General features: G+C 79.1%; 1 pseudogene. It reads left to right on the forward strand.

Annotation, left to right across the window (positions count from 1 at the left end):
• Nucleotides 1-512, forward strand: a pseudogene (locus ACJA3G_RS38470) (aspartate aminotransferase family protein); the annotation flags it as partial.

The raw sequence follows: 512 nt of genomic DNA on the forward strand, positions 1-512 counted from the left end.
GGCCCGCTGCCGCCCGGCGGCCCCGAAGCCGTGGCCCTGCGCGTCCGGGCCGCGGTCGGCGAGGTGTTCCCGGCGCACGGCACCGGCGCCGAAGAGGCACTGGACACCCTGGTCGGGGCGCTGGCCGAAGGCGCGGCCGACCCCGCCGACCCGCGCTGCGCCGCCCATCTGCACACCCCGCCGCTGGCCCTCGCGGCAGCCGCCGACCTCGCCGCCTGCGCCCTCAACCCCTCCCTGGACTCCTGGGATCAGGCCCCCGCCGCCGCCGAGCTCGAAGCCCTCGTCACCCGGGCACTGGCCGCCGAGTTCTGGCCCGGCGGCGACGCGCTCGTCACCAGCGGCGGCACCGAGTCCAACCAGCTCGCCCTGCTCCTGGCCCGCGAACGCCACGGCAACGTCCAGATCGTCCAGGGCGCCAACGCCCACCACTCGCTCGCCCGCGCCGCCTGGCTGCTGGGACTGCCGCGGCCCGTCACCGTCCCCGCCCCCACCGGCACCCTCGACCCCGCCGC

This window comes from Streptomyces sp. YS-3, assembly GCF_045257485.1.
Taxonomy (GTDB): Bacteria; Actinomycetota; Actinomycetes; order Streptomycetales; family Streptomycetaceae; genus Streptomyces.